The 24,833-nt window shown below is 73.2% G+C and carries 20 protein-coding genes, 1 tRNA gene and 1 pseudogene; 11 read left to right on the plus strand and 11 right to left on the minus strand.

Going from position 1 to position 24,833, the window contains the following annotated elements:
* Positions 1-75: 75 nt before the first annotated feature.
* A complete protein-coding gene (locus ACIQK6_RS34640; RefSeq protein WP_329097569.1) occupies positions 76-1,386 on the plus strand; it encodes a sensor domain-containing protein in 1,311 nt (436 codons plus the stop codon).
* Positions 1,374-2,030, plus strand: a complete 657-nt coding sequence (locus ACIQK6_RS34645) for a response regulator transcription factor (RefSeq protein ID WP_329097571.1) — start codon at positions 1,374-1,376, stop codon at positions 2,028-2,030. The genes ACIQK6_RS34640 and ACIQK6_RS34645 overlap by 13 nt, the downstream gene beginning before the upstream one ends.
* On the opposite strand, the gene ACIQK6_RS34650 is transcribed toward ACIQK6_RS34645, so the two are convergent.
* The 5 genes from ACIQK6_RS34650 to ACIQK6_RS34670 form a co-directional block, all read right to left on the minus strand.
* Positions 2,027-3,400, minus strand: a complete 1,374-nt coding sequence (locus ACIQK6_RS34650) for an MFS transporter (protein ID WP_402696543.1) — start codon at positions 3,398-3,400, stop codon at positions 2,027-2,029. The genes ACIQK6_RS34645 and ACIQK6_RS34650 overlap by 4 nt on opposite strands.
* Before the next feature lie 11 nt (positions 3,401-3,411).
* Complete coding sequence (locus ACIQK6_RS34655) at positions 3,412-4,659, minus strand: serine/threonine-protein kinase (protein ID WP_402696545.1); 1,248 nt, start codon at positions 4,657-4,659, stop codon at positions 3,412-3,414.
* A 58-nt stretch (positions 4,660-4,717) separates the two neighbouring features.
* Positions 4,718-5,959 carry a glycosyltransferase 87 family protein gene (locus ACIQK6_RS34660; protein WP_329097574.1) on the minus strand — a complete coding sequence of 414 codons (1,242 nt, stop codon included), beginning with the start codon at positions 5,957-5,959 and terminating at the stop codon, positions 4,718-4,720.
* 204 nt (positions 5,960-6,163) lie between these two features.
* A complete protein-coding gene (gene metG, locus ACIQK6_RS34665; RefSeq protein ID WP_329097577.1) occupies positions 6,164-7,879 on the minus strand; it encodes a methionine--tRNA ligase in 1,716 nt (571 codons plus the stop codon).
* A 171-nt stretch (positions 7,880-8,050) separates the two neighbouring features.
* Positions 8,051-8,200 (minus strand): hypothetical protein, encoded by a 150-nt coding sequence (locus ACIQK6_RS34670; RefSeq protein WP_329097578.1) that lies wholly within the window; start codon positions 8,198-8,200, stop codon positions 8,051-8,053.
* Between the two features lie 175 nt (positions 8,201-8,375).
* Here ACIQK6_RS34670 and ACIQK6_RS34675 point away from each other — a divergent pair, with 175 nt between their 5' ends.
* Complete coding sequence (locus ACIQK6_RS34675; RefSeq protein WP_329097580.1) at positions 8,376-8,933, plus strand: sigma factor-like helix-turn-helix DNA-binding protein; 558 nt, start codon at positions 8,376-8,378, stop codon at positions 8,931-8,933.
* 800 nt (positions 8,934-9,733) lie between these two features.
* Positions 9,734-10,453: pseudogene (locus ACIQK6_RS34680) on the plus strand (IclR family transcriptional regulator C-terminal domain-containing protein); the annotation flags it as partial.
* A gap of 370 nt (positions 10,454-10,823) precedes the next feature.
* Here ACIQK6_RS34680 and ACIQK6_RS34685 read toward each other — a convergent pair.
* Both ACIQK6_RS34685 and ACIQK6_RS34690 read right to left on the minus strand, forming a co-directional pair.
* Complete coding sequence (locus ACIQK6_RS34685; protein ID WP_329097582.1) at positions 10,824-11,300, minus strand: hypothetical protein; 477 nt, start codon at positions 11,298-11,300, stop codon at positions 10,824-10,826.
* Between the two features lie 57 nt (positions 11,301-11,357).
* Positions 11,358-11,442 (minus strand) — tRNA-Leu (locus ACIQK6_RS34690).
* Positions 11,443-11,732: 290 nt separating this feature from the next.
* On the opposite strand from ACIQK6_RS34690, the gene ACIQK6_RS34695 reads away from it, so the two are divergent.
* Positions 11,733-12,914, plus strand: coding sequence for a low temperature requirement protein A (locus ACIQK6_RS34695; RefSeq protein WP_329097584.1), 1,182 nt, complete (start codon positions 11,733-11,735; stop codon positions 12,912-12,914).
* Here ACIQK6_RS34695 and ACIQK6_RS34700 read toward each other — a convergent pair.
* Positions 12,901-13,842 (minus strand): beta-ketoacyl-ACP synthase III, encoded by a 942-nt coding sequence (locus ACIQK6_RS34700; protein ID WP_402696550.1) that lies wholly within the window; start codon positions 13,840-13,842, stop codon positions 12,901-12,903. The two genes, ACIQK6_RS34695 and ACIQK6_RS34700, sit on opposite strands and share 14 nt — an antisense overlap.
* Before the next feature lie 217 nt (positions 13,843-14,059).
* Between ACIQK6_RS34700 and fdhD the strand changes: the two genes are divergently transcribed.
* The gene (gene fdhD / locus ACIQK6_RS34705) at positions 14,060-14,887 is read left to right on the plus strand and encodes a formate dehydrogenase accessory sulfurtransferase FdhD (RefSeq protein ID WP_329097586.1); all 828 of its coding nucleotides are present in this window, start codon (positions 14,060-14,062) and stop codon (positions 14,885-14,887) included.
* Here the strand turns inward: fdhD and ACIQK6_RS34710 are convergent.
* From ACIQK6_RS34710 to ACIQK6_RS34720, 3 genes are read right to left on the minus strand one after another with little or no spacing between them, the layout of a single operon-like run.
* On the minus strand, positions 14,877-15,353 hold the full coding sequence (locus ACIQK6_RS34710) for a hypothetical protein (protein WP_329097587.1): 477 nt from the start codon (positions 15,351-15,353) through the stop codon (positions 14,877-14,879). The genes fdhD and ACIQK6_RS34710 overlap by 11 nt on opposite strands.
* A gap of 1 nt (position 15,354) precedes the next feature.
* A complete protein-coding gene (locus tag ACIQK6_RS34715; protein ID WP_329097588.1) occupies positions 15,355-15,786 on the minus strand; it encodes a (2Fe-2S) ferredoxin domain-containing protein in 432 nt (143 codons plus the stop codon).
* A gap of 9 nt (positions 15,787-15,795) precedes the next feature.
* On the minus strand, positions 15,796-16,839 hold the full coding sequence (locus ACIQK6_RS34720) for a bile acid:sodium symporter family protein (RefSeq protein ID WP_329097590.1): 1,044 nt from the start codon (positions 16,837-16,839) through the stop codon (positions 15,796-15,798).
* Between the two features lie 128 nt (positions 16,840-16,967).
* On the opposite strand from ACIQK6_RS34720, the gene ACIQK6_RS34725 reads away from it, so the two are divergent.
* From ACIQK6_RS34725 to ACIQK6_RS34745, 5 genes are all read left to right on the plus strand, one after another.
* Positions 16,968-17,819 (plus strand): LysR substrate-binding domain-containing protein, encoded by an 852-nt coding sequence (locus ACIQK6_RS34725; protein WP_402696553.1) that lies wholly within the window; start codon positions 16,968-16,970, stop codon positions 17,817-17,819.
* Positions 17,820-18,035: 216 nt separating this feature from the next.
* Positions 18,036-19,859, plus strand: coding sequence for an AMP-dependent synthetase/ligase (locus ACIQK6_RS34730; protein WP_329097592.1), 1,824 nt, complete (start codon positions 18,036-18,038; stop codon positions 19,857-19,859).
* A 160-nt stretch (positions 19,860-20,019) separates the two neighbouring features.
* Positions 20,020-21,288, plus strand: coding sequence for an ABC transporter substrate-binding protein (locus ACIQK6_RS34735; RefSeq protein WP_329097594.1), 1,269 nt, complete (start codon positions 20,020-20,022; stop codon positions 21,286-21,288).
* Between the two features lie 9 nt (positions 21,289-21,297).
* Positions 21,298-24,027 (plus strand): ABC transporter permease subunit, encoded by a 2,730-nt coding sequence (locus ACIQK6_RS34740; RefSeq protein WP_329097596.1) that lies wholly within the window; start codon positions 21,298-21,300, stop codon positions 24,025-24,027.
* Positions 24,024-24,800, plus strand: a complete 777-nt coding sequence (locus ACIQK6_RS34745; RefSeq protein WP_402696556.1) for an ABC transporter ATP-binding protein — start codon at positions 24,024-24,026, stop codon at positions 24,798-24,800. Before ACIQK6_RS34740 ends, ACIQK6_RS34745 begins: the two co-directional genes overlap by 4 nt.
* Positions 24,801-24,833: the final 33 nt, after the last annotated feature.

Here is a 24,833-nt window from a genome sequence, read left to right on the forward strand (position 1 = left end):
CGACGTGACACCGGTCCCCCCGATCGGCAGGGCCGCCGCCCCGGACACCCGCGGACACCCCTAGGCTGGGGGGACATGTCCGACTCCACGCCCCGCCCCGAACCGGCCGACCCTCCAGCGGTCGCCGTCCTGGCCGCGATGCGCCGGCCGCTGCGGTTCCTCGGCTCGTGGTGGCCCTGGCGGTGCTGGGCGTACCTAGGCAGCGGGTTCCTCATCGGCTATCCCGTCCTGATCCTCCTCGTCCTGCTCCTCGGAGTCGGAGTGGCGCTGGCGGTCGTCGGGATCGGGCTGTTGATCCTGCTCGGTGCCGTCGCCGCCGTGGTACCGCTGGGGGCGCTGGAGCGGTGGCGGCTGCGGTGGGTGGAGCCGGTGCCCGTGCCGGACCCGCACGCCTCCCTGGCCGGGGCCGGGCCCGCGGCCTGGTTGCGGACCCGGCTGCGGGAGCGGGCCACCTGGCGGGAGTTCGCGTACGCCACCCTGCTGGGGCCGGTCTTCGGGGCGGCCGGGTTCGCCGTGATCACGCTGCTGGCCTTCGCCCTGATCCTCGTCGCGACGCCGGCGATCGTCTGGGCCATCGCCCCGGACCACGTGATGCTGATCCCCGGCCGGCCGGTCTCCGGGCCGCTGGAGGCCCTGGGCGGCACGGCCGTCGGACTGGTCGGGATGGTGGTGGCGGCGTACGCGGGCGCCCTGCTCGCCGCGGCCCAGGTGAAGACCGCCCGCCTGCTGCTCGGGCCGCGCGTGGAGGCCGACCGGATCCTGGAGCTCACCCGCTCCCGGGTCCGCCTGGTCGACGCCTTCGAAGCCGAACGGCGGCGCATCGAACGGGACTTGCACGACGGCGCGCAGCAGCAGCTGGTCGCCCTCAGCATGACCCTGGGCCTCGCCGAGCTGGAACTGCGCGGGATCCCGCAGGCGGCCGGGGCCGCCGCCCTGGTGGCCCGGGGGCGCGGCGAGGCCAAGGTCGCCCTGGAGCAACTGCGCGACCTCGTAAGGGGCATCCACCCGCAGGTCCTCACCGACCACGGGCTCGCGGCGGCCGTCGCCGAGGTGGCCCTGCGCCATCCCGTACCGGTGACCGTGGACCTCGACGTGCCCCGGCTGGCCGAATCCGTCGAGATCACGGCGTACTTCACCGTCACCGAGGCGCTCGCCAACGCGGCCAAGCACAGTGGTGCCTCGCGCGTCGCCGTGGTCGGTAAGGTCGAGGGTGACCGGCTCACTCTCACCGTCACCGACGACGGCCGCGGCGGCGCCGATCCCGGCGCGGGAGCGGGCCTGGCAGGACTCGCGGACAGGGTGGCGATGTTGAAGGGCAGGCTGGTGGTGTCCAGTCCGGTGGGCGGACCGACCCGACTCCGGGTGGAGGTCCCGTGCTCCGGCTGATCCTCGCCGAGGACTCCGTACTGCTGCGCGCGGGGCTGACGGAACTCCTCACCCGCGGCGGGCACCAGGTGCTCGCCGCCGTCGGGAGCGCCGAGGAACTGGTGCGGGCGGTGGAGGCGCAGCGGCCGGACGCCGTCGTGACCGATGTGCGGATGCCGCCCGGCTTCCGCGACGAGGGTCTGCGGGCCGCACTCGAACTCCGCTCCCGGGACGCCTCGTTGCCCGTGCTGGTGCTCTCGCAGTACGTGGCCACGGCCTACGCCACCCAGTTGCTCACGGGCGCCTCGGCGGCCGGGCTGGGCTATCTGCTCAAGGACCGGGTCGGCGAGGTGGCCGAGTTCCTCGACGCCCTCCAGCAGGTCGCCGAGGGCCGCACGGTCATCGACCCCGAGGTGGTACGGGTCCTGCTCAGCCGGCAGTCCGAGGAGCGGCCGCTGGCCCGGCTGACCCCGCGCGAGCGGGAGGTGCTGACCTTGATGGCCTCGGGCCTCAACAACCAGGCCCTGGCGGCCCGGCTGTTCATCACCGAGGCCGCCGTCGTCAAACACGCGTCCAGCATCTTCATGAAACTCGACCTGGACGCCACGGAGGGCAACCGCCGGGTCCTGGCGGTCCTGGCCCACCTGTCGGGCCAGGAGGCCTAGCCGGTCGCGCCCGTGTCCCGCCGCGGGGTCCTGAGCAGCAGGGCGGCCGGCAGGGTCGCGAGCAGGAGGGCGCCGACCGCGCACCAGAGGGTGGTGGTGTAGGCGTCCAGCGTCCGGGCGAACACGTCGGTGTCGTCCGAGACGTGGCTCAAGCGGCTCAGCACGACGGCGCCGAGCACCGCCCCGCCGATCGACTGCCCCAGGTGGTGGGCCGCGCCGAGGGCCGCCGAGGCCGCACCAGCGTGGCGCGGGGCCACCCCGGCGGTCGCGGTGGCGTAGAGCGGGGCCAGGGCCAGGCCCAGGCCGACGCCGGCGAGCAGCAGGCCGGGCAGCACCCCGGTCGCGTAGGTGGACGCACCCCCGGTGCCGGCCAGCAGGGCCAGCCCGAGGGCCGTGATCACCAGGCCCGGCAGGACCATGAGGCGCGGCGCGATTCGGGGCAGCAGGCGGGCGGAGACCTGGGTGGCGACCACGAGGGCAGCGGCGACCAGGGGCAGGTGGGCGACCCCGGACGCGGCCGGGCTCTGGCCGCGGACCTGCTGGGCGAAGAAGCCCAGGGCCGGGAAGAGGACGACCAGGGCCACGCCGGTGAGGAGGACGGCCAGGAGGGAGGCGAGGCGGCTCCGGTCGGCGAGGACGTACGCCGGGAGCAGGGTGCCGGACGCTCTGGTCTGCCACCACAGGAAGCCGGCGAGCAGCGCGATGCCGCCCACGAGCAGGAGCAGGCTCGGGACGACGGCCCAGCTGAACGTCTCGGCCTCGGCGAGGCCGTAGGCCAGGGCGGCGGATCCCGCCGTGCCGAGGAGTACGCCGAGTCCGTCGAACCGGGCGCCGGTGCGGCCCGGGTGGGCGGGCAGCAGGGTGAGGGCGCCGATCAGGGCGAGTGCGGCGAGCGGGACGACCGACCACAGGGCCCAGCGCGCGTCCAGGGTCTCGGCGATCCAGCCGCCAGTGGACACACCGAGCGCACCGCCGCCCGCGGCGACCGCCGTGTAGATCCCGAAGGCCCGCCCGCGTTCCCGGGGGTCGGTGAATCCGGTGGCCACCAGGGACAGCGCGGCCGGGACGAGCAGGGCGGCGAAGGCGCCCTGCAGGGCGGCGAAGGCGCCCTGCAGGGCGCGGGCGGTGATCAGCGACCCGGAGCTGTCGGCCGCGCCGCCGAGCACGTCGGCCGCCGCGCATCCGATCAGGCCGGCCACCAGCATCCGCCGTGCCCCGAGCAGGTCGACGAGGTGCCCGCCGAGCAGCAGCAGTCCGCCGAGAGCTACCAGGTAGGCACTGAACACCGAGGCCAGGTCGCCGCCGTCGACGGCGAGTTCGGCATGGATCTGCGGGCCCAGCACATTGAAGTGGGCCGCTTCGACGAGCACCAGCAGCTGCGTCAGGGCGAGGACCGCGAGGCCCCACCACCGCCGCGGGTGCGGGGGCGCGGGGACGGACGGGTCACCGGGGACGGGGCCCGGGGGCGACCGAAGCCGTCAGCGGGACCGAAGCGACCGGGCACCGTGGGGGCGTACGCGGGCGGCGGGGGCGGTGCCGCCGGCGGAGAGGCGTCCTGCCGGGACTGCGCCGGCACGAGGCGGGGATCCGGCGTCTTGTCGAAGGGCTCCTTCTCTGCGGGCTCCTTCTCGACGGGCGTCTTCTCGGATGAGGTCCCCGCGGAAGAGGTCCCCTCGGCAGGGGCCCCCGCGGCAGGGGTCCCGCCGCCGGCTCCGACTCCTGCCGGTGACGCCGGGGCGTAGTCCAACAGCCGCGCCGCATGGCGGCCCAGCTCGGCCAGCACCGCGCCCGGGAGCCACTCCCCAGCGGCGTCCGCCGCCGTACGCGCAGCCACCTCCTCGGGGGTGGGCCGGCGGGCCGGGTCCTTGTTCAGGCACGCGCCGACGAGTTCGACCAGCGACTCCGGCACCCCGGTCAGGTCCGCCTCCTCTTCGGCGATCCGGAAGAGGTGGGCGTTCAGGCCGGTGTCCTTGGCACCGAAGAGCGTGCGACCCGTGGCGGCGTACACGAGGACCGCGCCGAGGCAGAATACGTCGCTGGCGGGGCCCAGTTCGAGACCGCGTACCTGCTCCGGGGACATGAACCCCGGCGAGCCGATCAGCATGCCGGTGCGGGTGTGCAGGCTGTCGCCGGTCATGCCGTCCATCGCCCGCGCGATGCCGAAGTCGATGACGCGTGGCCCGTCGACGGTGACGAGCACGTTGGACGGCTTCAGGTCGCGGTGGATCAGGCCCGCCCCGTGCACGGCCCGCAGGGCGAGGGCGAGCCGGTTGGCGAGGGTCCGCACCGAGTCCTCGGGCAGCGGGCCGAACTGCCGGGCGACCACGGTCTGCAGGTCGGGCCCCGGGATGTACTGGGTCGCCACCCAGGGCACGGCGGCCTCCGTGTCGGCGTCGAGAACGGCAGCCGTCCAGCTGCCGCCCACCCGGCGCGCGGCGGCGACCTCGCGGGCGAACCTCCTGCGGAATTCGGCGTTCCCGGCGAACTCCGTCTGGACCACCTTCACGGCAACGGTCCGGCCGCCCTCGGAGCGGCCCAGGTAGACCAGGCCCATGCCACCCGCGCCCAGCCGGGCGATCAGGCGGTACGGTCCGATGCGGCTCGGGTCTTCGGCGATCAGCTGATCCACGGAGCGAAGGCTAGTGCAGCCGTCCCATGTGCGAGGGTCATCAGGCGAACTGCCCTCCCTACCGCTCGTTCCGTACCCGCGGCCGCCCGTCCGACGCTCGGAGCCGGAACGAGCCCGTCACCACCCGCGAGACACCCGGTACCGCCACTGAGCGGGCCCAGACCGACAGCAGGACCGGCAGCGCCAGGTAACCGAAGCGGCCCGCCGGGGCCAGGAGGAAGGCCAGCGCGAGGCCGAGGGCGAGGCGGTCCGCGGCGGCCGTCACCGTGCGCGGCGGCCGGGCGAGCAGGGAGAAGGCCACGGCGAGGCCTCCCGCGAGCAGCAGTCCCACGGTCAGGTACCAGCCCCAGGGACCCAGTTCGGCCAGGAGGCGTCCGGGCAGCGGGCTGCTCGCCGGGGTCGGCACCTCCGCCCGCCCGGTGGGGAAGGCGAACACCTGGCGCCACAGCTCCGCCGGCTGGAGCAGTGCGGCCGGCAGCACCAGCAGGGCCGTGCCGCCGGCCGCCACCAGAGCGCAGCGCACCGCCGGCCGCCCGCCCCGGCAGACCGCGAGCAGGGCGACGGCCACCGCGACCGCGGGCAGCGCCGTCCACTTCAGCGCGCACGCCCCGGCGAGGGCCGCCCCGGCCAGGACGGGCCGCCCGGCGGCGGCCGCCGCCAGCGCCAGGCAGCAGAGCCCGGCCAGCGGCAGGTCGACCCCGCTCACCGCCAGGGGCAGGGCCACCACCGGCGAGGCCACCAGGACGGGCAGCAGCCGGACCGACCCACCGACCGCTCCACCGCCGGTCCCGCCGCCAGCCCCACCGACGAGCAGCCGTCGGGCCGTCCCCAGGCAGCCGAACAGCACGGCGGCGCACCAGATCCGGGCGTCGCCCAGCAGCCGCACCACCCAGCCGTCACCGCCGCCGTCACCCCCGAGCAGCGCCCGCGGTACGCCGAGCAGCGCCATGCCCGGCAAGTAGGGGGTGTACTCCTCGACGTGCCCCGGCCGGTCGACGTAGAGCCGGCCGGACTCCAGCAGGAGCCGTCCGGACCGTTCGATGACCGTCACCTCCGACTGTCCCTGGCCGGTCAGGACCAGCCACAGGAGGGGTACGGCGACGGCGCCCAGCAGGGCGGTGGCGAGCGCCGCGCGACGGCGGCCGAGTGCGGTGGCCGCGGCGGCCCCGAGGTATCCGGCGGCGGCGCACCAGCCCCACAGCCGGTGCGGCGCCAGCGAGGAGAACAGCGGGAAGGACAGCGCCCACGCGGCGGCGAGCAGCCAGCCGGTGGTCCACCGAGCGGTACGGGAAAGGAACATGGGCCCATTCCAGCCGCGCACCCCCGGCCGGGTCTGCACGGCCAGGTGGACGATCCGCGGTGGGGTTTCCCCTACCTTTCTCCCTGCCCCCGCCCCCGCCCCTGCCCCTCCCCCGCCCTCGTCGCGGGCACGCGAAAGGGGCACGATCCCAGCGGGTCGTGCCCCTCACGCAGTTGTCGCCGGGCCCTGCAGGGGCCCCGGGCCTCAGGCCTCCGGGTTGCCGCCGAACCGCTCGCGGTAGGACTCCAGGTCCTCCTCGGTGACCCGTGCGAACAGCACCGGCGGGACGGTGAACGGGGTGCCGGCCGGAACGGCGTCCAGGGACCGCGCCTGCTCCGGGGTGATCCACGCGGCCGTGTCGTCGGCGAGCGCGAACGAGGAGCGCATGGCGCGCGCCGAGGCCGGGATGAACGGCTCGGAGACCACCGAGTAGAGGTGGATGAGGTTCATCGCCGTGCGCAGGGTGAGCGCAGCGCCGTCCACGTCGGTCTTGACCTCCGTCCAGGGGGCCTTCTCGTCGAGGTAGGCGTTTCCGGCCGACCACAGGGCGCGCAGTGCGGCCGCGGCCTTGCGGTACTGGAGGGTGTCCATGTGGCCCTCGTACTCGGCCAGCAGCTCGGCGATCTGCTCGCCCAGCTTGGCTTCGGCCTCGCCCGCCGGGCTGCCCGCGGGCGCCTCGTCGCCGAACTTCTTGCGGGAGAAGGTGAGCACGCGGTTGACGAAGTTGCCGAGGGTGCCGCCGAGGTCCTTGTTGACGGTGGCCTGGAAGTGCTCCCACGTGAAGGACGAGTCGTCGGACTCGGGCGCATTGGCGATGAGGAAGTAGCGCCAGAAGTCGGCCGGGAGGATCTCCAGCGCCTGGTCGGTGAAGACACCGCGCTTCTGCGAGGTGGAGAACTTGCCGCCGTAGTACGTCAGCCAGTTGAAGGCCTTGACGTAGTCGACCTTCTTCCACGGCTCACGGGTGGCCAGCTCGGTGGCGGGGAACATCACCGTGTGGAACGGGACGTTGTCCTTGGCCATGAACTGGGTGTAGCGGACGTCCTCGGCCTCGTACCACCACGACTTGTAGTCGCGGTTCGCCGGGTCCAGGTCCGACCACTCCTTGGTCGCACCGATGTACTCGATCGGGGCGTCGAACCAGACGTAGAAGACCTTGCCCTCGGCGGCCAGCTCGGGCCAGGTGTCGGCCGGGACCGGAACGCCCCAGTCGAGGTCACGCGTGATGGCGCGGTCGTGCAGGCCCTCGGTCAGCCACTTGCGGGCGATGGAGGAAGCGAGCTGCGGCCACTCCTCCTCGTGCTCGGCGACCCAGGCCTCGACCTCGTGCTGGAGCGCGGACTGCAGGAGGAACAGGTGCTTGGTCTCGCGGACCTCCAGCTCGGTGGAGCCGGAGATGGCCGAGCGGGGCTCGATCAGGTCCGTGGGGTCCAGGACGCGGGTGCAGTTCTCGCACTGGTCGCCGCGGGCCTTGTCGTAGCCGCAGTGCGGGCAGGTGCCCTCGACGTAGCGGTCCGGCAGGAAGCGGCCGTCGACCGGCGAGTACACCTGCCGGATCGCACGCTCCTCGATGAACCCGTTCTCCTGCAGCTTGCGCGCGAAGTGCTGGGTGATCTCGCGGTTCTGCGCGGACGAGCTGCGGCCGAAGTAGTCGAAGGACAGCTCGAAGCCGTCGTAGACCGCCTTCTGGGCGTCGTGGGCCTGCGCACAGAACTCGGAGACCGAGACGCCGGCCTCCTTCGCGGCGAGTTCGGCCGGGGTGCCGTGCTCGTCGGTGGCGCAGATGTAGAGGACGTCGTGGCCGCGCTGGCGGAGGTACCGGGAGTACACATCCGCCGGAAGCATCGACCCGACCATGTTGCCCAGGTGCTTGATCCCGTTGATGTACGGAAGCGCGCTGGTGATCAGGTGTCGAGCCATCCTCGGATGCTCCATTTCCTCTGTGCGGTACAACGTGACGTAACGGATTGTGAATGCGGTTCATCGTATCGAACCGCCGCGAGGCCACGCGCCGCATTTGTTCATGGGTGGACGTAAAGCAAAAGCGAGGGCAGTGACCTCTCCGTCACGGCCCTCGCGATCAGGCACATGCTACAGCCGGACCGCACCGCGCCCGACCGGTGCACGGGTGGCGACGGCAGCGACAGCGGCGATGGCGATGATGGCGACACCTGTGTTGGCACTGTCGTCGGGCATATGCATACGTGCTGGCTGGAGCCGCGCGTGATCGAGATCGATCACGGGCCGATCATCCGCGACGTATTGCTTCCAGCTTTCTTCTCTGCGCCCTCCGAGTGCGCCCGCGCTGCTTTCCTGTTCAGCGCACAGGGGATGAGGTGGAGCGGTGAACGATGGCGGACCGGAGGAGTCCGGTGGGGCCGTGGGACTACCGAGCCGGCGTCGGCGGCCGACTCCCATGAGCCAGTGGGATCCGACGGCGCGCCTGTCGTACTGGGCCTTCCACGCCAATCGGCGGCCCGCGTACATGCGCTTCGCGTATCTACAGCTGGGTTCCGACGCGGCGGCGGAGGCGGCGGTCGACGCCGCTTTCGACTCGATCATGGATGAGTGGTTGCGGATGCTCCACATGGACCGCCTCGACGCCTACGCCTGGACCGTCCTCAAACACTGCCTGGTCGACCGACAGCGCCGGCGCCATCCGTGGCAGCAGCGGCCGGAACCGATGGACATCAGCGCCTTCGAGGCCGCCCTCAAGGAGGCCCACGCCGATCAGTACGAGGTGCTGACCGACACCATCCGCTTCTACTCCGCCGTCTCCCGGCTCGCCGAGCGGCAACGCGACTCCGTACTGCTGCGGTACGGGCTCCAGTGCACCCCCGGAGAGGCCGCTTCCGTGATGGGCGTCGACGAGGCCACGGTCCGCTCCTACCTCGGACAGGCCCACCGCCGCCTCGCCCGCCTGCTCGCCACGTCCCCCACGTCGCCCGAATCAGCCGAATCAGCCGAATCATGAGGCGCTACGAACGGCAAGAGCGGCAGGACGGCGACCCGGTCCCCCGCTCCCTGGCCGAGTTCCTCGCCCGGGCAGGCGTCCGCGACCGCTACCGGTACTACGACCTCGGCGCCGCCGAGGCCCGGCTGCTGCGCGCCGCGCCGCACCCTCCCGCCTCCGGACACCGCGCCCGACGCCGGTCGGTGCACGGCTGGAGCGACCCCGCCCGGGACTGCCCGCTCGACGCCGAACGGGCCCGGCGCGACCTCAAGGCCGTCTGCCTCGCCTCCGCGTGCGCGCCCAAGGCCGCGGCGCACCTCGACTCCTTCCTCACCGAGGGGCACACCGACCTGGCCGGGGCGGTCGTCTTCGGCTGCCTGCTGCACCTGGCCGGGCTGCGCGAAGGAGCCCGCTTCTGGTGGCAGTTCGCCGCCGGGTCCGGAAGCCCGCGGACCTCCGCGGCCGCGTACTGCCTCTTCCTCGACCACTCCCGGCGCGGCGAGCACCACGACGCCCGGCACTGGGCGCGCGAGCTGGGCCGGCGCGGCTTCCGGCCGGGCGGCCGACGCGACCTGCGGGAGGTCCGGCTGTGCACGCAGGCGGCCGTGCTGCGCCACGTCGAGCAGTTCGAGGATCCCGACCTGGGCCCGGTGCCGCTGCCGAGGCCGGGGCTGTCCGGAGTGCTGACCGCGTTCCAGCCGCAGCCCGTCACGGTCGCCGCGCCGGTGGCGTCCGCCCGGCCGGCCGCCGGGTCGTTGCGTCACCCGGCGCTGACGGCCGCGGCCCGCGGGACCGTCGTACAGGGCGGTACGGGCGAGGCGCTGGCGGAGGCCCGCCGCGCGCTGGCCGTCGTACGCGTCCTGGAGCAGCACCCGTTGGGGGTGCGGGCCGGCCAGCTCGCGCGGGAGTCGGGCCTCGCGGAGGCGGAACTGCGCCCCCTCCTGGCGATGCTGTGCGAGGAGGAGTACGCGTACCGGCCGGGGGCGGGGGTGTACGGGCGCGGCCCGGCCCTGGACCGGCTCGCCGCCCCCGGCGGCCACGGCCTGGCCGGGCAACTCCAGCGCACCCTGGCCCTGGCCCGGGACAGCGCGGGCGCCGCGGTGTACCTCAGCCGGTACGCGGGGGGCGAGGTCCACATCACGCAGATGGCGGCCGGGCCGGCGACCCCGCCGGTGCAGGAGTGGGTCGACTTCCGGGACGCCGCGCACGCCAGTGCGGTCGGCAAGTGCCTGCTGACCCAACTCGACCACGAGCGCCGCGCCGACCACGTGGCCCGGCACCGGCCGGCCCGGCTCACTGCGCAGACCATCACCGACAGCCGGGCCCTGTTCACGGCGCTGGACGCGGTGGCTCCGGGCGCGCCCGTCTTCGATCTGCTCGAATACTCCCCGGGGGTCGTCTGCTCGGCCGTTCCGCTCGCCATGGGCGGCGCCGCGGGGAGCCTGGCGCTGTCCCTGCCTGCGTCCCATGCCCACCGGCTGCGCTCGGCCACCGAAGCGCTGCGGCGCAAGGCCGTACCGGTCCTCCTCGCCCTGCTCCTGACCGGCGCGATCCCCCCGGACCCGGTGGCCGCGCCCGCCGCCGAACCCGGCTGCGCACCCGAACGGCCCGAGCCCCGGCCGATGCGGGCTCCGGTCACTCCGGAGACCCTGCGCCACCTCCGGCTGCTCTTCCGCACCCCGCTCACCGGAGGGTCGGCCGCGGCGGCGGGCGGCCCGCACCTCGTCAGCGACACCACGACCGCGGCGGCCTACCTCTTCGAGGCCGCCCCGGCCGGCGAGACCCCCCGCCTGTCCCTCCCGCACACCTTCACCTCGGTGACCCCGGGCAGCCTGACCCGCCCGACGGGCCTGGTGGTCCTGGGTACGTGACGACGGGGCGGCCGGCTCCGCCGCCCGGCCGGCAAGGCGCTCACGAGGGCTTCCGGCGCCCGAGGCCGAGTTCTTCGCAGCGGCGCTCGTACTCTGCCTCCGCGGCGGCGTCGTGGAAATCGACCTTGTGCCAGCGTTCGGGGTCGTAGCCTTCGCAGTCGCGCCAGACCTGGAGGCCGTCGCAGAGGGCGTTCCAGTTCTCGCGGATCTTGTCGAGGCGCCATTCGTCCCGGGCGCTGAGCACGGCCTCGGGCGGCGGCGCCCACACGAGGACCGTCGTGGGGCCCCGCCTGGTGCGGTAGGGCCTCCAGAACGGCGCCCGGATGTCCCACTCCAGCTGCAGCACGGCGCTGGACAGCATCCGGGCCAGCGCATCGGCCGCCCGGTGCTCGTCGGTGCCCGGATCGTGGCCGGCCTCCAGGGCCTCCAGCTTCGGGTGGAGGAAATCGAAGACCTCCCAGAGGTCGTCCTCCGTGATGTCGCAGGCGTACTGCAGCGGCGCCCGTTCCGTGTCCATGTCGCCCCCGGGAAAACAGCAGGAGCCCCACACTATGTGTGGGGCTCCTGCTTCTTGTGTCCGAGGGGGGACTTGAACCCCCACGCCCGATAAAGGGCACTAGCACCTCAAGCTAGCGCGTCTGCCATTCCGCCACCCGGACTAGGTGGTCGGCCCCGGTTTCCCGCGGCGACATGGACAACAATAGCAAAGGATCGGCGGGGTTCCGACCACTTATCCGGGCGGTGATCCTCCGCCACGCCGGGCTGACCTGCACGCATGCACCGAAGGCCTTAGCAAGACGGATCGTCTCGCCACGGCCGGGGCGGCGCCCGGGTCCCAGTGGTGGGGAGATCGGACGCTTCGCGTCCACTTCTGGATGCCGATACCGGCTGGACAGCGGGGGGAGTCGGGCGGTCGGATGGCTGCGCACACGTCCGGGGGGAGCCGCGCATGGAATCCGAGCACCGCGTCAGCACGTTGGAGCTGTTCTTCGACCTCGTCTTCGTCTTCACCATCACGCAGTTGACAGTGCTTCTGGCGGACGACCTGAGCCTGCGGGGCGCGGGGCAGGTGGTGCTGATCTTCACCGTCCTGTTCTGGATGTACGGGGGCTACGCGCACCTGACCAACCAAGTGCCGCCGGACCGGACGGTCCGACGGGTGCTGCTGATGCTGGCCATGGGGGCGTTCATGGTGTGCGCCCTGGCCGTGCCCACGGCCTTCGGGGCGGGCGGCGTCGCCTTCGGCCTGGGGTACCTGCTGGTCGTCCTGGTCCACGGCGCGCTGTTCACGCAGGCGCACGGGCGCGGGGTGCTGTGGTTCGCGCTGCCCAACGTGCTGTGCGCCCTGGCGGTGACGGCCGCCGGGTTCTTCGACGGGCTGCCGGCCTGGGGGCTGTGGCTGCTGGCGCTGCTGCTGCAGTTCGTGACGCCGATGATCGTGCAACGGGTCACGGCGAGCGGGGCCGCTGCAGAGCCTGAGGCGCCCGAGCAGACGGTCGGCGACCAGCTCGGCGGGATGAACGCGGCGCACCTGGTGGAGCGACACGGTCTGCTGCTGATCATCGTCTTCGGCGAGTCCGTGATCGCGATCGGCATCGGGGTGGGCTCGCTGCCCCTGTCCGCCGGCATCGCGGGCGGCGCCTTCCTGGCGCTCGCGATCGCGTCGGCGATGTGGTGGATGTACTTCGTGCGCGACGAGGGCCGGGCCGAGGAGGTCTTCGCACAGACCCCGCCGGAGCGGCGTTTCAAGCTGGCAATGGCCGCGTACTACTACGCGTTCCTGCCCGTACTCCTGGGCATCGCCGTCTTCGCGGCCGGTGTGAAGAAGACGATCGGGCACCTCGGGGAGCACCTGCACACCGGCCCGGCGGTCGCGCTGGCCGGCGGGGTCGCCCTCTACCTGGCCGGGAACCTGGTCTTCCGTGCGGTGCTGGGCATCGGGCCGGCCCGCTACCGCGCGACGGCACTGGTGCTCGCGCTCGCCACCGTGCCCGTGGGAACCGGCTGGACGGGGGCCGGCCAGCTGGTGGCCCTGTCGGTCGTCCTGGTCGGCGCGGTGGTGGCCGAGGGCGGCCGCTCCCCCGCCGCACAGGCACGGGGAACGGCCGCCGAAGCCGTCACGGGCAGCTGATGACCTGGCCCGCGTAGGAGAGGTTGCCGCCGAAGCCGAAGAGGAGGACCGGGGCGCCGGAGGGGATCTCCCCGCGCTGGACCAGCTTCGACAGGGCCATCGGAATGCTGGCGGCCGAGGTGTTGCCGGACTCGATGACATCGCGGGCGACGACCGCGTTGACGGCGCCGATCTTCGCTGCGAGGGGCTCGATGATCCGCAGGTTCGCCTGGTGGAGGACGACCGCGGCCAGTTCCTCCGGGGTGACTCCGGCCTTCTCGCACACCTTGCGGGCGAGCGGCGGGAGCTGGCTGGTGGTCCAGCGGTAGACCGACTGGCCCTCCTGGGCGAAGACCGGCGGCGAGCCCTCGATCCGAACCGCGTTGCCCATTTCCGGGATCGAACCCCACAAGACCGGGCCGATGCCCGGCTCCTCGCAGGCCTCGACGACGGCCGCGCCCGCTCCGTCGCCGGTGAGCACGCAGGTGGTGCGGTCGGTCCAGTCGGTGATCTCGGTCATCTTGTCGGCACCGATGACCAGCGCGCGGGTGGCGGAGCCGGCCCGGATGGCGTGGTCGGCGGTGGCCAGGGCATGGGTGAAGCCCGAGCAGACGACGTTGATGTCCATCACGGCGGGGCCGCCGCCCATGCCCAGCTTGGCGGCGACGCGCGCGGCCATGTTGGGCGAACGGTCGATCGCGGTCGACGTGGCGACCAGCACCAGGTCGATGTCGTCCGGGGTCAGGCCGGCGCCGGCCAGCGCCTTGCCCGCAGCCTGGTAGGCCAGCTCGTCCACCGGTTCGTCCAGGCCGGCCATGTGGCGCGTGCGGATGCCGACGCGGGACCGGATCCACTCGTCGGTGGTGTCGACCATGGCCGCGAGGTCCTCGTTGGTGAGCACCTTCGCGGGCTGGTAGTGCCCGAGCGCCACCACGCGTGAACCGGTCATGGGCAGGGTCCCCCCTTGTACGGAAGTCAGGATCACCCAGCTTTGCCTGCTACTGGTGGGTACGCGTGCGCGTGACCCGACAGGATTCAGGCACCGGATTTTGGAGCTTCCCGAGGATCCACCTGCCGGGAGCGTCGCGGGAAGCGGAACCGGGACAATGAGCTCGTCGGGAACCGGCGAGCACAGAGGCGAGAACAGAAGGGGTGGGCTGATCACCATGGGACGGGTCACCGAGCGCCGTCGCGTCGTCCGGATCCGGAACGGCGGGGCGGGCATCCGGCCGGACACACTGGTGGCCGAGGAGCCGCTGGAGATACGACTGAACGGCAAACCGCTGGCCATCACGATGCGCACGCCGGGCGACGACTTCGCCCTGGCGGTGGGCTTCCTGGTCAGTGAGGGCGTGCTGGGCGCCGCCTCGGACGTGCAGGCCGTCACCTACTGCGAGGGGGCGACCCAGGAGGGTTCGAACACCTACAACGTGGTGAACGTCCAGCTGGCCGCCGGGGTCCCGGTGCCGGACATCACGCTGGAGCGGAACGTCTACACCACCTCCTCCTGCGGCCTGTGCGGGAAGGCCAGCCTGGACGCGGTCCGTACGGCGACCCGTTTCCCGGGGATCGCCGCCGATCCGGTACGGGTGCCCGCGGAGGTCCTCAGCGCGATGCCGGACCGGCTGCGCGAGGCCCAGAAGGTCTTCGACCGTACGGGCGGACTACACGCGGCCGGGCTGTTCACGGCGCAGGGCGAGCTGCTCGACCTGCGGGAGGACGTCGGCCGGCACAACGCGGTGGACAAGATCGTGGGCCGGGCGTACCAGTCCGGGCGGCTCCCCCTCGCCGGCGCGGTCCTGCTGGTGTCGGGCCGGGCCTCCTTCGAGCTGGTGCAGAAGGCCGTGATGGCGGGCATCCCGGTGCTGGCGGCCGTCTCGGCGCCGTCCTCGCTGGCTGTGGACCTGGCCCTGGAGTCGGGGATGACGCTGGTGGGCTTCCTGCGGGGGCCAGACATGAACATCTACGCGGGCGAGGAGCGGATCACCCTGTAGGGGTACGCCGGAACAGTTCCCTGCCGTGTTCGTGCCCGCCGAGGAACGAGGCCACCACGTCGCTGCCGTCCCCCGGGGTGCCGCCTTTGCCGCTGCCGTGGAGCGTGAACCAACCGTCGCACGCCTGTACCGCGGGCGTTCCCTCGACGGTGGACTTGATCAGGATCAGGATCCCCGGATCTTCGTCCGAGTGGCGCTCGATGGTCCAGCTGCCCTCGCCGGTGAACGTGGCCGCCTGCTGGCTCCGAAGGCACTTCCAGCCCGTGAGGTCCGTGAGGCGGGCCCGGCCGTCGGCCAGGACCTCGACCCGCCCTCCGCGGTCGCCCTGCCACGTGCCGGTGACGTCCTGCGCCGTCAGCGGCACGGAGGGTTTGGCGTCTCTCAAGTCGAGGGACAGGGCCAGCCAGATCACCACAGCGACCAGCAGGCCGAACAACACGAGCACCGCGCGCGCGAGGTTCTGCATGTCAGCGCCCCCGGCGGACGCGGCGCGAGGATTCCTTGGCCGGCTTCGGGGCCGGGGGATCGATGCGGTGGAGGCCCAGGGTGGGCGGGAGCGGGGTGGTGCCGGGGCCCCCGGATTCGGCCCAGGCGATGATCTCGTCCGTCGCGGTGTCGTCCAGGGCCCAGCCGAACCAGGTCGCGCGGGCGCCGCGGCGGCGGGCCTCGGTGGTGGGCTGGACCACGATGACGTTGGCCCGGGCGCAGGGACCGAGGCAGTCGCTCGTACGGACGGCCAGGCGGCCCCCGGAGGCGGCGGCGGCCTCGCGCAGCCGGGCGAGCTGACCGGCGTGGTCGGAGCCGGGGTTCTTGCGGGGGTCACCGCAACAGCAGCCGCGGCAGACCACCAGCGTGCAGGGGCGTTCGGCGTGCGCGGCGAGCGGGCGTATCCAGGTCACCACCGAACGTTAACGGGCCCGGGGCGCGGGCCGTTCGAGCGCGGGCGAGACGTCCGCCACACGGTCGGCGGCGAGTTCGGGCAGCGGGTCCCGGGAGCGGCGCCGGGCGATGACCGCGCAGACCATCAGCTGCATCTGGTGGAAGAGCATCAGCGGGAGCACGGCGAGGGCGGCATGGGCCCCGAACAGCACGCTGGCCATGGGGAGTCCGGCGGCCAGGCTCTTCTTCGACCCGGCGAACTGGATGGCGATGCGGTCCGCGCGGCCGAAGCCGAGGCGGGCCGCGCCGTACCAGGTGACGAGGAGCATGACGGCGAGGAGCACGGCCTCCACGAGCATCAGGGCGGCGAGCCGCGGGAGACTCACCCGGTGCCAGATGCCCGCGACCACGCCCGCGCTGAAGGCGGCGTAGACGACAAGGAGGATCGAGCCGCGGTCGACGTGGCCGAGGACCTGCTTGTGGCGGACGAGGAAGCCGCCGACCCGGGGGCGCAGGGCCTGTCCGAGGAGGAAGGGCAGCAGGAGCTGGAGGGTGATCTTCAGGAGGGAGTCGAGGGAGAAGCCGCCGCCCGCGCCGCCGCCGAGCAGGGCGGCGGCGAGGAGGGGGGTGAGGACGATGCCGGCCAGGCTGGAGAAGGAGCCCGCGCAGATCGCGGCGGGGACGTTGCCGCGGGCGATCGAGGTGAAGGCGATGGAGGACTGCACGGTCGAGGGGACCAGGCAGAGGAAGAGCAGGCCGTCGTAGAGCGGGGCGGTGAGCAGGCCGGGGACCAGGACGCGGGCGGCGAGGCCGAGGAGCGGGAAGAGTACGAAGGTGGCGGCGAGCACGGTGAGGTGGAGCCGCCAGTGGCGCAGGCCGTCGAGGGCCTCGCGGGTGGAGAGCCGGGCGCCGTAGAGGAAGAAGAGCAGGGCCACGGCCGCGGTGGAGGCGAGGTCGGCGGCGGTGGCGGCCGGGCCGCGGGCGGGGAGCAGGGCGGCGAGTCCCACGGTGGCGAGCAGGGCCAGGACGTACGGGTCCAGGGGCAGCCGGGCGGGGAGGTGCGGGCGGCGCATGCGGGGGTGCTCACTTGCTGTCGGGGCGGGGGCTCCCCCTCATCGTCGGCGGTGGGCGTTCATCGGGAAACCCGCACACCGCACTCACTGCCATCGCGTTCCGTGATGAACGCGGCTAGCGTGGCGGCATGTACGACCCCGTCCAGTTGCGGACCTTCCTCACGGTGGCCCAGACGCTCAGCTTCACGCAGGCCGCGGGGCGGCTCGGCGTGGGTCAGTCCACGGTCAGCCAGCACGTGCGGCGACTGGAGGAGGCGACGGGGCGCCTGCTGTTCGTCCGGGACACGCACAGCGTGGGGCTGACGGAGGACGGCGAAGCACTGCTCGGCTTCGCGCGGACGATCCTGGAGGCGAACGAGCGGGCGGCGGCCTTCTTCGCGGGGACGCGGCTGCGCGGGCGGCTGCGGTTCGGGGCCTCCGAGGACTTCGTGCTGACGCGCCTTCCGGAGATCCTCGAAGGGTTCCGGCACGAGCACCCCGAGGTGGATCTGGAGCTGTCGGTGGAGCTCTCGGGAACGCTGCACGAGCGGCTGGACGCGGGCCGTCTCGACCTGGTGCTGGCGAAGCGGCGGGGGCCGGGGGACGAGCGGGGCCGGCTCGTGTGGCGGGACCGGATGGTGTGGATCGGCGCGGAAGGGCTGCGGGTGGACCCGGAGCGCCCTGTTCCGTTGATTGTCTTCCCGCCGCCGGGCATCACCCGCGCCCGGGCGCTGGAGGTGCTGGAGCAGGAGGGGCGGGCGTGGCGGATCGCGCGCACGAGCGGAAGCCTGAGCGGTCTGATCGCGGCGGCCCGGGCCGGGCTCGGCGTGATGGCGCACACCCGGGGGCTGATCCCGCCGGGCCTGGTGCGGGTCGGCGGCCTGCCGGAGCTCGGGCCGGTGGAGTTCGCCCTGCTGCGCGGGCCGCGTCCGTCGGCCGCGGCCGAGGCGCTGGCGGCGGCGGTCCTGTCCGGCGCGGACCGGCTCACCCGCACCGGCTGACCGCCCGCACCGGCGGCCGGCTGGTCGTCGGACCCGCCGTATCGGCCCCGCCGTATCGGACCGGTCGTCGAACAACCCGCCCGCACCCTCTGGCCCGCACGTCAACGGCGTGAACACCGTGATCGCTGGGGAGGTCTTGTGGAGGTATCCGAAGGCCGGTCACCCTCTGTTGACCGTGCGGTACGTTCACCGCGGCGCGCGGAGAGGAGCGGGGCCTTGCGCGAGATCACCGTCCCACCGGTCGTCACGGGCGCACCCGTCGGCGGCCTGGCCGACATCGTCTTCCAGCACGCCCGCGAGGAGCCGGACCGGGTGGTGCTCGGCCGGAAGACCGACGGGGTCTGGCGGGACGTGACGTCCCGGGAGCTGGCCGCCGAGGTGCTCGCGCTCGCCCGCGGACTGCTGGCCCAGGGGGTGCGGTTCGGCGACCGGGTCGCCGTCATGTCCCGCACCCGGTACGAGTGGACCCTCTTCGACTTCGCCCTGTGGGCGATCGGCGCCCAGCCCGTCCCGGTGTATCCGACGTCCTCTGCCGATCAGGTGCACTGGATCCTCTTCGACTCCGACTGCACGGCCTGCGTGGTCGAGGACGAGGACCAGGCCATGACGGTCGGATCGGTCATCGACCGGCTCCCCCACCTGCGTCGGCTGTGGCAGCTCGACGCCGGGGCCGTGGACGAGATCGTCGCCGACGGCCGCGGGGTCGCCGAGGGCGTCGTGCACCGTCATCGGGGTGCCGTGACGCCCGGCGCGACCGCCACCGTCATCTACACCTCTGGGACGACGGGCCGGCCGAAGGGGTGCGTGCTCACGCACGCCAACTTCATGTACGAGACCGACACCCTGGTCAGCCGCTGGGAGTCGGTCTTCCGGGCCCGGCAGGGCGAGGAGCCGTCCACCCTGCTCTTCCTGCCGCTGGCGCACGTGTTCGGGCGGATGGTGGAGGTGGCCGCCGTCCGGGCCCGGGTGAAGCTGGGCCACCAACCGGCACTGGCGGCGGCCGAGTTGCTGCCGGACCTGGCCGCCTTCCGACCGACCTTCGTGCTGGGGGTCCCGCACGTCTTCGAGAAGGTCTTCGCGGGCGCCCGCCGCAAGGCGGAGGCGGAGGGGCGTACGGGCCCCTTCGACCGGGCGGTGGAGACGGCCGTGCGGTACGCGGAGGCGCGCGAGCGCAAGGCCTTCGGCGCCGGGCCGGGGCCCTCGGCCGCGCTGCGCATGGAGCACCAGCTCTTCGACCGGCTCGTCTACGGAAAGGTCCGCGAGGCCATGGGCGGCCGGGTGCGGCACGCCATGTCGGGCGGGTCGGCGATGTCCCGCCGCCTGGGGCTGTTCCTCGACGGTGCCGGTATCACGGTGTTCGAGGGGTACGGGCTAACCGAGTCGTGCGCGGCGGCCACCGCGAACCCGCCCGGTGCGACCAAGTACGGCACGGTGGGGCGACCGATCCCGGGCAGTACGGTGCACATCGCGGACGACGGGGAGGTCTGGCTGCACGGCAGCCACATCTTCTCCGGGTACCTCAACGACCCCCGGGCCACGGAAGCGGTCCTGCGCGGCGGCTGGCTGGCCACCGGCGACCTGGGCCGGCTGGACGCGGACGGGTACCTGACCATCACCGGGCGCAAGAAGGACATCCTGGTGACCTCCAACGGCAAGAGCGTCGCGCCCGCCGCGCTGGAGGAGCGGGTCCGTTCCCATCCGCTGGTGTCGCAGTGCGTGCTGGTGGGCAACGACCGGCCGTACATCGCGGCGCTGCTCACCCTGGACATGGACGGGATCGCCCACTGGCTGTCGATGCGCGGCCGGCCGCAGTTGCCGGCGGCGCAGCTGGTGGGTGACCCCGAGTTGACGGCGGAGGTGCGCCGGGCGGTGGTGGCCGCGAACACCCTGGTCTCACAGGCGGAGGCGATCCGCACCTTCCGGGTGCTGGGTGAGCAGTTCACGGAGGAGCGGGGTCTGCTGACCCCCTCGCTGAAGCTCAAGCGCCGGGCGATCGAGAAGGCGTACGCAAAGGAGGTCGCGGCCCTGTACTCCTCCTGAGCCTGGTCCGGCCGGGGGCGGTCGCGGCGCAGGTCCGGGCCGTCCGCCGGGTGCCTTTACCCCACAACTGACGGGCCGCCATTTCTACTCGTCGACATCATTGACGATCCGTCAGGTCCCGCACAGAATGCGGGGATTCCAACCGGAGGGGATCCCCGACATGTTGCGACCGATCCGCACCCTGGCCGCCGCGGCGGCGGCTCTCGCACTCGTCTCCGCCTGCAACTCCGCCTCCACCGGCGGCGCGTCCCCCGGCAAGCCGGGCGAGGCGCCCGGCAACTCCCGCGGGGTGAGCGACACCTCGATCAAGGTCGGCGGGATCGTGTCGATGACCAGCGCCAGCGGCTACAGCAAGAAGGACACCGACCTCGGCGCCAAGGCCCGCTACCTCCGGGCCAACGCCGAGGGCGGGATCAACGGACGCAAGATCGACTACCTCGGCGCGGAGGACGACGGCCAGGACCCCGCCAAGAACCTGGCCGCGGCCCGCAAACTCGTCCAACAGGACAAGGTCTTCGCCGTCTCCCCCATGAGCTCGGTGACCTTCTCCGGGGCCGACTTCCTGGAGCAGGAGAAGGTCCCCACCTTCGGCTGGGGCACCCTGCCCGCCTTCTGCGGACCCCAGCACATCTACGGCTTCAACGGCTGCCTGGTTCCCACCCCCGGCGGCACCCTCAACCAGACCTGGCCCGAGGGCATCGGCCAGATCCTCGGCGGGGCCCGGGGCAAATCGGTCGCGATCATCGCCAACGACAGCGACGCCGGCAAGTTCGGCATCCGGACCTTCCAGCAGGGCTTCACCAGTGCCGGGTTCGAGGTCTCCTACGCCAAGGCCTCCGTGCCCGCCACCGCCGTCCCGAGCGACTGGTCCGCGTACGTGAAGGAGATCCTCGCCGCCAACGGCGGCAAGGCGCCGGACGCCGTCGTCTCCGTCATGCAGACCCCGAACAACATCGGCCTGTTCACCGCGCTCAAGCGCAGCGGCTACCAGGGGCTGCTCTCCGACCCGACCGACTACGACCCCGGGCTGCTCGCCAAAGACGCCACCAAGCAGGCCCTCGACGGGGTGCACGTGCTGCTGCAGTTCCAGCCCTTCGAGTCGACCGATCCGAAGATGGCGCAGTTCAAGGCCGACATCAAGGCGGCCGCGGGCGGCCAGGAAGTACCCCTGAGCATGCACATGCTCACCGGGTACATGTCGGCCGACCTCTTCCTCGCCATCGCGCAGAAGGCCGGAAAGGAGCTGACCGTCGAGTCCTTCCAGGCCGCCGCACGGGGCTTCTCCGACACCGGCACGCTCGTCGGCGACCGCGCGGAGCCCAAGGGACAGAAGGACAGCTTCGGCTGCGGGGCACTCGTACAGCTGAAGAACGGCGCGTACGAGGTCTCCGTACCGTTCAAGTGCTACGAACCCATCCCCTTCAAGTAGGGCCGCGACATGGGGGATCTGCTCGTCTTCGTACTGAGCGGTCTGGTCTCCGGCGCCCTGTACGCACTGCTCGCCACCGGGCTGGTGTTGTCGTACTCGGCGTCCGGACTGTTCAACTTCGCGCACGGGGCCACCGCCTACCTGTGCGCGCTCACCTTCTACGAGCTGCACTCGGGGTGGGGCTGGCCCGCCGTCCCGGCCGCCCTGCTGGTGGTCTGCGTCCTGGCCCCCGGTCTCGGCTGGGGGCTGGACCGGCTGATGTTCCGAAGGCTCGCCCGGGTCGGCGAGACCGCGCAGATCGTGGCCACCATCGGGCTGCTGGTGGCGCTGCCGGCCGCCGGGCTGTGGCTGGTCGAACTGCTGGCCGGGGCGGGCGCGCCGGTGAAGCCGGCGGAGAACCAGTTCGGGCTGCCGGGAGTGGGGCCCAGCCCCGCGCGGTCCTGGCAGCTCGCGGACGGCGTCGGCATCGACTCCGACCAACTGATCACCTGGGTGGTGACGGCCGTGGTGGCGGTGGCCCTGTGGGTGCTGATGCGGCACACGCGGCTTGGGTTGCAGCTGCGGGCCGCCGTCGACAACCGCTCGCTGACCGAACTGCGCGGCATCAGTGCCGACCGGCTGTCGTCGGTGGCCTGGATGATCGCGTCGGGCCTGGCGGGCCTCGCGGGGGTGCTGGCGACCCCGCTGCTCGGGCTGTCGGCGCACGACTTCACCCTCTTCCTGTTCGTGTCGGCCACGGCGGCGGTCATCGGGCGGTTCGCTTCCGTGCCGCTCGCCTTCGCGGGCGGACTCGGGCTGGGAGTGCTGCAGAACCTGGTGGCCGGATACGCGTCCTTCGCGGAGTCCGTCACCGGCTTCCGGACGGCCGTACCCTTCCTGATCCTGTTCGGCGGACTGCTGGTGCTGACCCGTACGGCGCGCACGGCGGGGGTCGCGGCCGTGGACGCGCCGCCGATCGACCATCTGGCCGGGGCCCCGTGGGGGCGACGGTGGGGGGTGTGGGCCGCGGGTGCGGCAACGCTGAGCGTGGCGCTCTACACCGTGACCACCCCCTTCTGGAGCGGGCTACTGGCGCAGGGGCTGGCCATCGCGCTCGTGTTCATGTCCTTCACGGTGGTGACCGGACTCGGGGCGATGGTGTCGCTGGCGCAGGGCACCTTCGTGACCGGCGCCGCACTCGTGGCCGGGCTGCTCATGAGCCGGGGCTGGCCCTTCGTGGCCGCGCTGGCGGTGGGCACCTGCGCGGCGGCCCTGTTGGGGGCGCTCGTCGCACTGCCGGCACTGCGGCTGGGGGGCAGGTCCCTGGCCCTGGCCACGCTGGCGCTGGCCTTCCTGGCCGATCAGGTGCTGTTCCAGCTGCGCTGGCTGCGCAACGGCGATGCGGGATGGTCGATCCCGCGACCGGTGTTCGGACCGGTGGACCTCTCCGACGACCGGGCGCTGGCGGTCGCCCTGGTGGTGCTGGTCGCGGTGGTGGCGGCCGGGCTGACCGCGCTGCGCAACTCCCCGTCGGGGCGGGCGATGCTGGCGGTACGGTCGGCCCCGGCGGCGGCGGTCGCCTCGGGGGTCTCCGTACTGCGCACGAAACTGCTGCTGTTCACCCTGTCGGCGGGGCTGGCCGGGTTCGGGGGCGTGCTGTACGCGTCGTACAACACCCGGATCACGGCGACGGACTTCACGGCGATGACCGGGCTGGTGTGGCTGGCGGTGGTCGTGGCGGCGGGTGTGCGCAGGCCCCAGTACGCGGTGGTGGCAGGGCTGGTGTTCGCCGTCGCTCCACCGCTGCTGGCGGACCACGTGACGGCGTCGGCGCACCTGCCGGTGATCCTCTTCGGGCTGGCGGGCCTGGCTCTGGCCAATGATCCGGACGGGTACTGCGCGGCGGTGCCGGTGCGGCTGGCGCGGCGGCGCGCGGCGGGGCCACCGCCCCGGACCCCCGTGCAGCCGGGCTCGACGGAACGGCCCGCCACCGCTTCCCGGGGCTCCGCCCCGGACCCGACGGGGGCTCCGCCCCCGGACCCCCGCGCCTCGAATGCCGGCGGGGCTGAATGTGCCCTGGAGCTGCGGGGCGTCACCGCCGGGTACGACGGCGGGCTCGTGCTGCACGGAGTCGACCTCACCGTCCGCGCGGGCGAGATCCTCGCCGTGCTCGGGCCGAACGGGGCCGGGAAGAGCACCGCCTGCCGGGTCGCCGCCGGGCTGCTGCCGGTCGGGGCCGGGGCGGTGTACGTGGGCGGGCGGGACGCGACCCGGGACGGGCCCGTGCGCCGGTCGCGGGCCGGGGTGCTGCTCGCTCCCGAGGGACGCGGGATCTTCCCCGCGCTCACCATCGAGGAGAACCTGGCCCTGTACCTGCACGACGCCGACGCCCGGGCCGCCGTCTACGCACGCTTCCCGCGGCTCGCGGAGCGGCGCGCGATCCCCGCCGGAGCGCTCTCGGGCGGGGAGCAGCAGATGCTGGCCCTGGCTCCACTGCTCCAGCAGCCGCCCGCGGTGCTGATCGCCGACGAACCTTCGCTCGGGCTCGCCCCGCGCGTGGTGGAGGAGGTGTACGCACTGCTCACCGAGCTCCGCGCCGCGGGAACGGCGCTGCTCCTGGTGGAGGAGAAGGCGGCCGAGATCCTCGGGATCGCCGACACCGTGGCCTACCTCTCCCAGGGCCGGGTCTCCTGGTGCGGGCCCCGGGCCGAGGTGGAGGCGGACCGGCTCACCGAGGCCTACCTGGGGATGGCGACATGAGCGGGGGCGGGTACGTACTCGAGGCCCGCGGGGTCGGTGTGCGCTTCGGCGGCGTCCGGGCGCTGGCCGGGATGGACCTCGGGGTGCGCGCGGGCGAGGTGTGCGGGCTGATCGGGCCGAACGGCGCCGGGAAGACCACGCTGTTCGACGTGTTGTCCGGGATCCGCCGCCCCGACCAGGGGCGGATGCTGCTCGACGGGGTGGACGTCACCCGCCGCTCCCCCGTCTGGCGGGCCCGGCACGGGATACGCCGGACGTTCCAGCGGCAGCAGTTATTCGGGCAGCTGAGCGTGGCCGACAACGTGCTGGTGGCGCAGGAGTGGCAGGGCGGCGGGGGCGGGCCGGCCGCCGATCTCCTCGCCCTGCCGGCCCGGCGGGCCCGGGAGCGCGAGCGCCGGGCCCGCGGCCAGCGGGTGCTGGCCGACTGCGGGATCGGCGCGCTCGGGGCCTCGTACGCCGGCGGGCTGCCCGTCGGGCAGGCCCGGATGGTGGAGCTGGCCCGTGCGGTGGCCGATCCGCCCCGGGTGCTGCTGCTGGACGAGCCGGCGTCGGGCATGTCCGCGCCCGAGCGCGGCCGGCTCGCGGAGGTCGTGCGTGCGCTGGCGGAGCGGGAGGGCTGCGCGGTGCTGCTGGTCGAGCACAACGTGGCCTTCGTGATGGAGCTGTGCGCGCGGGTCGTCGTCCTGGACCTGGGGACGGTGCTGGCCGAGGGCACTGCGGCCGAGGTCAGGGCGAACCCGCTGGTGCGGGAGGCGTACCTCGGGACCTCATGAGGACGCGCACGAAAACATTGGCGGGAATACGTC

It is taken from the genome of Streptomyces sp. NPDC091682 (genome assembly GCF_044756625.1).
Classification (GTDB): Bacteria; Actinomycetota; Actinomycetes; order Streptomycetales; family Streptomycetaceae; genus Streptomyces.

What these genes read in the sequence shown, in the direction of transcription:
- ACIQK6_RS34640 (WP_329097569.1), top strand. Translation starts at nt 76, where the DNA reads ATGTCCGACTCCACGCCCCGCCCCGAACCGGCCGACCCTCCAGCGGTC.
- ACIQK6_RS34660 (WP_329097574.1), bottom strand. Translation starts at nt 5,959, where the DNA reads ATGTTCCTTTCCCGTACCGCTCGGTGGACCACCGGCTGGCTGCTCGCC.
- metG (WP_329097577.1), bottom strand. Translation starts at nt 7,879, where the DNA reads ATGGCTCGACACCTGATCACCAGCGCGCTTCCGTACATCAACGGGATC.
- ACIQK6_RS34675 (WP_329097580.1), top strand. Translation starts at nt 8,376, where the DNA reads ATGAGCCAGTGGGATCCGACGGCGCGCCTGTCGTACTGGGCCTTCCAC.
- ACIQK6_RS34685 (WP_329097582.1), bottom strand. Translation starts at nt 11,300, where the DNA reads ATGGACACGGAACGGGCGCCGCTGCAGTACGCCTGCGACATCACGGAG.
- ACIQK6_RS34695 (WP_329097584.1), top strand. Translation starts at nt 11,733, where the DNA reads ATGGAATCCGAGCACCGCGTCAGCACGTTGGAGCTGTTCTTCGACCTC.
- ACIQK6_RS34700 (WP_402696550.1), bottom strand. Translation starts at nt 13,842, where the DNA reads ATGACCGGTTCACGCGTGGTGGCGCTCGGGCACTACCAGCCCGCGAAG.
- fdhD (WP_329097586.1), top strand. Translation starts at nt 14,060, where the DNA reads ATGGGACGGGTCACCGAGCGCCGTCGCGTCGTCCGGATCCGGAACGGC.
- ACIQK6_RS34710 (WP_329097587.1), bottom strand. Translation starts at nt 15,353, where the DNA reads ATGCAGAACCTCGCGCGCGCGGTGCTCGTGTTGTTCGGCCTGCTGGTC.
- ACIQK6_RS34720 (WP_329097590.1), bottom strand. Translation starts at nt 16,839, where the DNA reads ATGCGCCGCCCGCACCTCCCCGCCCGGCTGCCCCTGGACCCGTACGTC.
- ACIQK6_RS34725 (WP_402696553.1), top strand. Translation starts at nt 16,968, where the DNA reads ATGTACGACCCCGTCCAGTTGCGGACCTTCCTCACGGTGGCCCAGACG.
- ACIQK6_RS34735 (WP_329097594.1), top strand. Translation starts at nt 20,020, where the DNA reads ATGTTGCGACCGATCCGCACCCTGGCCGCCGCGGCGGCGGCTCTCGCA.
- ACIQK6_RS34740 (WP_329097596.1), top strand. Translation starts at nt 21,298, where the DNA reads ATGGGGGATCTGCTCGTCTTCGTACTGAGCGGTCTGGTCTCCGGCGCC.
- ACIQK6_RS34745 (WP_402696556.1), top strand. Translation starts at nt 24,024, where the DNA reads ATGAGCGGGGGCGGGTACGTACTCGAGGCCCGCGGGGTCGGTGTGCGC.